This window comes from Frankia sp. AiPs1 (assembly GCF_023716945.1).
Taxonomy (GTDB): Bacteria; Actinomycetota; Actinomycetes; order Frankiales; family Frankiaceae; genus Frankia.
Genome location: NZ_JAMQQF010000267.1, coordinates 1 through 7887, shown reverse-complemented (window position 1 = coordinate 7887; position 7887 = coordinate 1). Strand labels below are relative to the sequence as shown.

The following is a 7887-nucleotide window of genomic DNA, read 5'->3' as shown; positions in this document are numbered from 1 at the left end:
GGGCGAACTCGGCGGCCAGCAGGGCGACGTCGTCGCCGAGCGTCGCGTCGGTCCAGCGCCGCAGGGCCGCGACGAGGTCGGCCAGTCCCGCGTCGAGCCGCCGGGCCGGCGCGAAGGCGGCCTCGGCCGCGGGGAGCACCGGGAAGAACTCGCGGGTCTGCGGATGACGGGCCTCGGCCAGGCCGTCGGTGTAGAACAGGATCCGGTCACCCGCGGCGAGGTGGCTGCGTACGACGGTGGTGCCGGTGGCGCCGAGGCCGAGCGGGGTGCGCCGACCGGTCGCGTTGAGCAGGTGCGGCGCGCCCCGGCGCAGCAGCACCGGGTCGGGATGGCCCGCGTTGACCATCTCCAGGCGGGCGCCGTCGATCTGCGCGAACACGGCGGTGACGAAGTCCTCCGGGCCGCCCGAGCGGACCACCTCGGCGTCGAGGGCGGCCACGACCTCCTCCGGATCGGCCAGGTGGCGGGCGAGGACGCGGAAGGTGGCCATCACCCGGCTGGCGAGCCGGACGGCGTCGAGCCCCTTGCCCCGCGCGTCGCCGACGAGGATCCGCACCCCCCAACGGGTCTGCAGCGCCTCGTAGAGATCGCCGCCGACCCGGGCCTGCGCGGCGGCGCTGTCGTAGTTCACAGCCAGGCGCAGATCGCCCAGTCGGGCGGGGACGACGCCGAGGATGGCCCGTTGCGCCACGTCGGCGACCCGGGTGACGTCGCGCAGCCGCTCCTCACGCCGCCGCCGGTCCCGGCTGGCGGCGACCGCGATGGCGCCACCACTCGCGATCACCGCAAGTCTGATCAACTGGGCGACGAGGCTGTCATGGCCGACCCCGGTGTAGTAGCCCAGCGGGATGGCCTGCAGCGCGCCGAACAGCAGCGCCGCGCCGGCGTAGGCGGCGGTCACCCGTGGCCCGGTCAGGGCCGCGGCGAGCAGCGGGCTGATCACCAGGCTCGTGATGATCACGTAGCGCCGGTCGCCGGTGAGGTCCATGACGACCACGGCGAGCAGGACGACCAGGGGGATGAGCGACCGCCCCCAGCTCGCCTCGGACGCGGGCAGCGGCCGCCGCTCGACCCCACGACGGTTCGCTGACCTTCGGTCACGAATCACTACCACGAGTATGCACGCGGTCGGCGGCTGACGGACGGCGATGCCGTTGGCGGTGTCGACGAGCGCGGTGAAGGACGCCAACGGGCTGCTGTCTCCCCGGCGACGAGCGTGAGCGAAGTGGACAGCCAGACGGTGTCCCGACCGGCCGTGGTGGGGCTGGTCGACGATCTCGACGTGCAGGTCCCACAGCGGGGCGTCGAGGATGGCCCGACCGAGGTCCACCACCTCGGCCCTCCCTGACCTTCGTGGAGCTGCCCAGGCAGGCCACCCGCTCACACCGGTAGCAGCCCGTACCGTTCTCGTCGATGATCTTGATTTCCTGTTTCACCAACTTCACCGGCCACCTTCCGCGACGCCAGGCGATGTAACGACCATTTACATCGTGGGTCAGGGCGGGCAGGATGGACGCGTGCCCGACCATTCCCCGAGCACCGCCCGCCGCTCCGCGGCTCCCGGACGGTCGGGCCGCACCTATCACCACGGCGACCTGGCCCAGGCCCTGCAACGCGTCGTGATCGAGGTGGTGGCCGAACGGGGAATCGGCGCCGCGACGATGGCCGAATGCGCCCGGCGCGCCGGGGTGTCGGCGGCCGCGCCGTACCGGCACTACCCGAGCCTGGACGATCTGTTGCTCGCGACGGCCCGGGCCTGTTACGAACGGTGGCAGGTCCGGCGCGCCGAGCACGACGTCGACCTGAACCGGCCCGAGCAGGCCCTGCGCGAGCTCATGGCGGACACCTTCGCCTTCGCCCGCGACGATCCGGGTTCGTTCATCCTCATCTTCGACAGCGGCATCCAGCGCCACTCCGACCTCATCAAGGAGTGGAACAGGCAGGCCTACGAACAGTTCCTGCACATAGTTTCGGCCATCACCGCGGCGCCGGCCGCGCAGTGCAGTATTCCCGCCCTCGGCATCATCGCCACCGTCCTCGGGCACGCCAAGATGTCGCTCGACGAATTCTCCGGAATCTCGCTCGACCGCGCCGCGCAGATGTCGATGTCGGCCACCACCATGCTGCTCGACGGATTCAGGGCCGACCAGGAGCGCCACCGGGCGGTTCCGGAGCAGACCGCCCCCGACGACCGACCGACCGACCGGGGCGGCCGAGCCTGGTGAGGAGAGCCATGACCACTGAGACCGACAAGACGCTCGGCACCGCCGACACCGCCGACATCGAGAAGGTCTTCGACGCGCAGCGCCGGCATCGCTGGGTGACGAAGACGTCGACCGTCGCCGAACGCGTCGGGCATCTCACCCGGCTGCGGACCGCGATCACCGATCATCTCGACGAGATCCGGGCCGCGCTGCACGCCGATCTGCTGCGCCCCCCGCGCCCGCGGGTCCCGTCCGAGGTGGCGGCGGTGCTCGGCGACATCGACGACGCCGTCGCCCACCTCGCCGAGTGGGCGGCGCCGGCCCCGCTGACCCCGCCGCCGTACCTCGGCGCCGGCGCCGCGGAGTTCGTGCAGTACGAGGCCCGCGGGGTCTGCCTGCTGTTCGCGCCGTGGAACTTCCCGTTCGGTCTGCTGTTCCAGCCGTTGGTACCGATCATCGCGGCCGGGAACACCGCCATCGTCAAGCCGAACGAGCTCGCCCCGGCCACCTCCGCCATCAGTGCGCGGATCATCCGGGAGGTCTTCGAGCCGGAGCACGTCGCCGTGTTCACCGGCGGGGTCGCGTTGGCGAACGCGCTGCTGGAACTGCCCGTCGACCACGTCTTCTTCACCGGCAGCCCCGCAGTCGGGCGGGTGGTGATGGCCGGCGCGGCCCGCCATCTCGCCTCGGTCACCCTCGAACTCGGCGGGAAGTGCCCGGCGATCGTCGACGGGACCACCGATGTCGCGACGGCCGCGACCCAGATCGCCCGGGCCAAGCACAGCAACGCCGGGCAGATCTGCCTGTCGCCGGACCACCTGTGGGTCCGGCCGGAGGTCCGCGACGAGTTCCTCCACCACTACCAGCGGTGGGTTGACGAGAACCTCTACCGCGAGGGGAGCCTCGTGCCCGAGGCCCTCGGGCGGATCGTCGACCGGCGCAACCTGGACCGGTTGACCGGCTACCTCGACGACGCGGTCGCCCGCGGCGCGACGCTGGTCGGCGGCGGGACGCCGGATCCTGCCGGGACCGTGCTGCCGCCCGCGGTCCTGCTGGACGTGACCCCCGAGATGAAGATCATGGACGATGAGATCTTCGGACCGATCCTGCCCGTGCTGACCTTCACCGACCCGGCGCAGGTCGTCGAGCACGTCCGCGGCGGCGGCAAGCCGCTGGCGATGTACGTCTACAGCGAGGACCGGAGCCTGGTCGACGCGGTGCTGGGCGGCACGTCGTCCGGCGGGGTCACCGTCAACGGCTGGGCGCTGCACTTCGTCGACAGCCAACTCCCCTTCGGCGGGGTCGGCAGCAGCGGGATGGGCCGCTACCACGGCGTGCACGGCTTCCGGGAGCTCTCCCACGCCCGATCGGTCTTCCTCGCCGCACCGCCGGCCCCGCCCGCACCCTCGGCCGGGGCCGGGGCCGGGGCGGCGACATGACCACCGTCGAGCCGCTCGCCGACCTCGCCGGCCTGCGGCTCGACCGCCGCCGGGCGGCGCGTACCGGGCTCGCCGAGGCGGTCTACACGCCGGGCAAGACCCCGGCGCAGTGCGCCGAGGCGGTGCGCGGGCTGCTGACCGGTCCGGGAGACGGCCCGGTCCTGTGGCATGGAGGAGGAGCTGCGTCGGGTGTTGTTCACCCACACGACGACGATCGGCGTGCGCGAGCACAGCGTCGGTAAGGCCGTCCTCGACCGGGAGATCATCCGGGTGGCGATCCCGGGCGGGGAGGTCCGGGTGGCTCACGCCCGGGCAGACCATCGACCAGCAGATGACAGGAGCGACCGTGCGAGTCCTCGTCACCGGATCCCGCGGGAAGATCGGTTCCCGCGTCGTCGCGCGCCTGGGCGCCGACGGCCACCAGGTCACCGGCACCGACATCGCCGCCGCCCACTACGGCCCGCCGTTCGACCCCTACCTGCGCGCCGACCTCACCGACTACGGGCAGGCCATCGCCGTCGTCCTACGCACCCGCCCCGACGTCGTCATCCACACCGCCGGCATCCCCGAACCCTCCCACGACCCCGGCCACGTCATCTTCGCCACCAACACCCAGTCGACCTACCACATCGCCGAGGCAGTCGCCCGCACCCGCGTGCCCCGCCTGATCTACACCTCCAGCGAGACCGCCCCCGGCTTCGTCACCGCCGAACGACCGTTCCTGCCCGACTACCTACCCGTCGACGAGGACCACCCACTGCGCCCCCAGGACGCCTACGGCCTGTCCAAGGCCCTCGGCGAGAGCATCTGCGACGCCCTCGTCCGCCGCAGCGACACCACCGCCGTCTCCGTGCGCCCCAGCCTCGTACTCACCCCCGACGCCTACCGGGCCGTCCACGCCGGCGTGGCCGCCGATCCGCGCCGGGGCGCGTTCAACCAGTGGTCCTACGTCGACGCCGACGACCTCGCCGACCTGATCGCCCTGGCCGCGACCACCGACACCCCCGGCCACGAGGTCGTCTACGCCGCCCAACCCGACAACATCGCCGGCCGCCCGCTCGCCGACCTCACCGCCGAGGTGTTCGGCCCGGACGCCCCACCGCTAGGGCACCTGGACCGCCCCGACGCCGGCGGCATCTCCACCGCCAGGGCCCGCGCCCTGTTCGGCTGGAAACCCGAACGCTCCTGGCGCGACCACGTCGACGACGACGGCGCGGCCGCGAGCTGAGTTCCCGACCACCAGCTCGCGACCGTCGCCAGCACCGCCGCCAGCACCGCCGGAGGCGACCAGCGTGACGTACACGGTCTTCGTCTTCGTGTGGGACACCTGCTGGCGGCGGACGCGGCAAGCCTGATCAATGCAGGCAGCATGGTGGCGACTCTCCGCGAGCAGTTCCGCTGGGGCCTGGACCGCCTACTCGGGTCCTTCCGCCAGGAGTTCGACGGGCGACGGGCGACGGGCGACGGGCGGACCGGAACCCGATGCGCGACGGTGATCGGCGGACGAATCGTGACAGGCCCGCCCCCATCGCGCCACGTATACGGGGAATCTCCTCGACACCCCTCAAGGTAAGCCAATAACCCATACGTGTTACTTTCCGCACTACGTCGGACCCTGCCCGCAGGGCCCCTCGAGGAAAGGCGGGAAGTGACCGCACCGCACCTGCAGCACGACGCCATGGACCGCATGCGAGTCCTGCCACCCCGGCTCGATCCGCGGGGTTCGGGACCCGGTCGGTCGGGGCATGGCCCGGGGCCGGGCGGCCCTCCCCCGCGGCGCCGGCGCGGGCTGCTGGCCTTCCTCTCCCTCGTGTCCTGCTGCGTGCTGCTGGTCACGGTCGGCGGCTGGGCCGCCTACTCGTTCATCAACGGCAAGGTCAACCGCATCGATCTCGGCCTCTCCGACGGCGGCTCCAGCGGAGTGGGGGTGGCGAACTACCTGCTGGTCGGCACCGACAGCCGGGCCGGCACCGGCGGTGAGTACGGCGACGTCGAGGGGCAGCGCTCCGACACGACGATCCTCGCTCACCTGGCCAAGGACGGGACCACGACGATGATCTCGTTCCCTCGGGACATGTACGTGACGATCCCCGAATACACCGACGCGAACGGCAAGCACCACGCGTCGACGAAGGACAAGTTCAACGCGGCCATCTCCTCGGGCGGCCCGTCGCTGCTCGTCAAGACCATCGAAGGCCTCACGGGCATGCAGGTGGACCACTACATCTCGATGGACCTGCAGGGTTTCAAGCAGATCACCGACGCCATCGGGGGCGTCGAGGTGTGCATCAAGCCGTCGAACGCGCCGCCCCAGCGCTTCCAGGACGACAACGGCCGGTGGCGGGTCAGCACGAACATCAACGACCCGATGAGCGGTTTCCGTGGCGGCCCGGGGACCATCCAGGTCAACGGGGACCAGGCGCTGGCCTTTGTCCGCCAGCGCCACGGGCTGCCCGCCGGCGACACCGACCGGATCAGCCGCCAGCAGCAGTTCATCGGCGCCATGTTCCACAAGATCATGGGTGGCGACACGCTCACGAACCCGATCAAGGCCGAGCGGCTGGTGTCGACCGCGGCGGGCGCGCTCACCCTCGACGAACACACGACCATCGCCGACCTGCGCGGCCTCGCGACCCGCATCAAGGGCCTGACCAACGGTGGGATCCGGATGCAGACCGTGCCCACCCACGCCCCGACCCGCACTGAGGGCGCCGTCGACGACATGGGCGACATCCGCCTGCACGGCACCCGCGCCTCGGTGCAGTTCTACCAACCCGACGACCTGCTGCGGCTCGTCAGCCCGCTCGGCGGCCACGTCGAGGGCGCCACCTCGTCGGGCGACGCGGGCGCGGGGGCGGGCCCCTCCCTCGCCCCGGGCGTCACCGCGGCCCCGGCGCAGGTGCGCGTCACCGTCTACAACGGCTCCTCGCGCTCCGGGCTCGCCTCCCAGGTCACCAGCGCGCTGACCCGCAAGGGATTCCACGCGCGCAACGCCGGCAACGCCTCGGCGCTCACCCACGTGACGTCCCGGGTCACCTACGGACCGGGCCAGGATGCCGAGGCCCGCACGGTCGCCGCGGCCGTGCCGGGATCAAGCGTGCTGGCCGACTCCAGTGTCACCGGCGTCCAGCTCGTCCTCGGCTCCGGGTTCACCGAGGTTGTCACGCCGACCTCCGCTGCGAGCGGGACGGGTGCCGCTGCGGCGGCCGGCGATGCGACGACCGGCGCCACCCAGACCGCCGCCCAGACCGCACCGCCCGCACCGTCCGCCCCGCCCGAGGCCCCCACCTGCACCTACTGACCGATCCCGCCGCGGCGAGCCGATCGCCGCACCCGACCCACCCGACCCCGACGCACCGACGCCCGCCGAGTGGCTGCCCGGATCACCGGCAGGATTGCAGGAGGTTGTCGACCGTTCCGCCCCGCTCGCACGGTCCACAACCTTCTGCAAGTGCTCGCCCCGGCAAGTGCCCGAACCCCCGATTCGGGCGGTTGCTGCGCCGTTGCCGGGCGGCCACGCCGGACATTCTTCGGACAATCACGAAAACCGCGGCCAGGGCACCTTCACAATCGACCGAAAGAACACCGTCGGCCGCCCCGAACAGGTCATGACAACCGCCGTACCGGTGGTTCTTCCGCGCCGGAAGTCGCCCACCGAGGACGGGGCCCGGCCGCGGGATGATCGGCGTATCAGCGGCGCCCGCGGCACCCGCGCCCGCGGCAACGTCAGCGGCCGCCCAGCGGGGACGGGTGCGGCACCTCGTAGGGGGTGAAGACCCGGCCACGCTCGGCGGCGGCGACCAGGGTGAGTACGCCGTCGCGCCAGACGGGCCGCACGTGGTTGCGGGTGCGCAGGAGGTCCGACCGGCGGGGCTCCGCCTGCCCGGTGGGCGCGACGACACGGCCCACGGCGGTCTGCCCGAGCACGGTCTCCACCAGCACGGTGCCGCGCAGCCGGCCGACACCCGGGTAGACGACGGCTCGACCGCCCTGCCGGCCGGCGTGGTCCGCGACGGCCTGCGCGGCGCCGTCCGCGAGTTCGGGCGGGCCGATTCGCTCGGCCCCGCAGGCCAGCCCCACCGGCCCCGTGACCAGCGCACCGACACCGAGGAACCCGACCACCGGCCCGGCCACGGCACCGGGCGCGCCGGCGCTGTCAAGCCCCCCGGTCAGGTATCCCCCGACCAGGTCTCCCCCGCCCGCACCCGCCCCGCCCGCACCCGCACCCGCGCCCGCGCCCGCGC

5 protein-coding genes and 2 pseudogenes are annotated in these 7887 nt (G+C 72.6%); 5 read left to right on the top strand and 2 right to left on the bottom strand.

The window, feature by feature from the left end:
- A partial coding sequence (locus ND748_RS20170; RefSeq protein WP_251747560.1) for a PP2C family protein-serine/threonine phosphatase occupies positions 1-1333 on the bottom strand: 1333 nt, incomplete at its 3' end.
- Between the two features lie 184 nt (positions 1334-1517).
- Between ND748_RS20170 and ND748_RS20165 the strand changes: the two genes are divergently transcribed.
- From ND748_RS20165 to ND748_RS20145, 5 genes and pseudogenes are all read left to right on the top strand, one after another.
- Positions 1518-2225, top strand: a complete 708-nt coding sequence (locus ND748_RS20165) for a TetR/AcrR family transcriptional regulator (RefSeq protein ID WP_251747559.1) — start codon at positions 1518-1520, stop codon at positions 2223-2225.
- Between the two features lie 8 nt (positions 2226-2233).
- Complete coding sequence (locus ND748_RS20160; protein WP_251747558.1) at positions 2234-3643, top strand: aldehyde dehydrogenase family protein; 1410 nt, start codon at positions 2234-2236, stop codon at positions 3641-3643.
- Between the two features lie 168 nt (positions 3644-3811).
- Positions 3812-3892: pseudogene (locus ND748_RS20155) on the top strand (hypothetical protein); the annotation flags it as partial.
- A gap of 82 nt (positions 3893-3974) precedes the next feature.
- Positions 3975-4871: an NAD(P)-dependent oxidoreductase gene (locus tag ND748_RS20150; RefSeq protein WP_251747557.1), complete on the top strand. Its 897-nt coding sequence runs from the start codon at positions 3975-3977 to the stop codon at positions 4869-4871.
- Between the two features lie 450 nt (positions 4872-5321).
- Entirely contained in the window at positions 5322-6944 is a 1623-nt protein-coding gene (locus tag ND748_RS20145) for an LCP family protein (protein ID WP_285902423.1), read from the top strand.
- A gap of 425 nt (positions 6945-7369) precedes the next feature.
- On the opposite strand, the pseudogene ND748_RS20140 reads toward ND748_RS20145, so the two are convergent.
- Positions 7370-7887: pseudogene (locus ND748_RS20140) on the bottom strand (hypothetical protein); the annotation flags it as partial.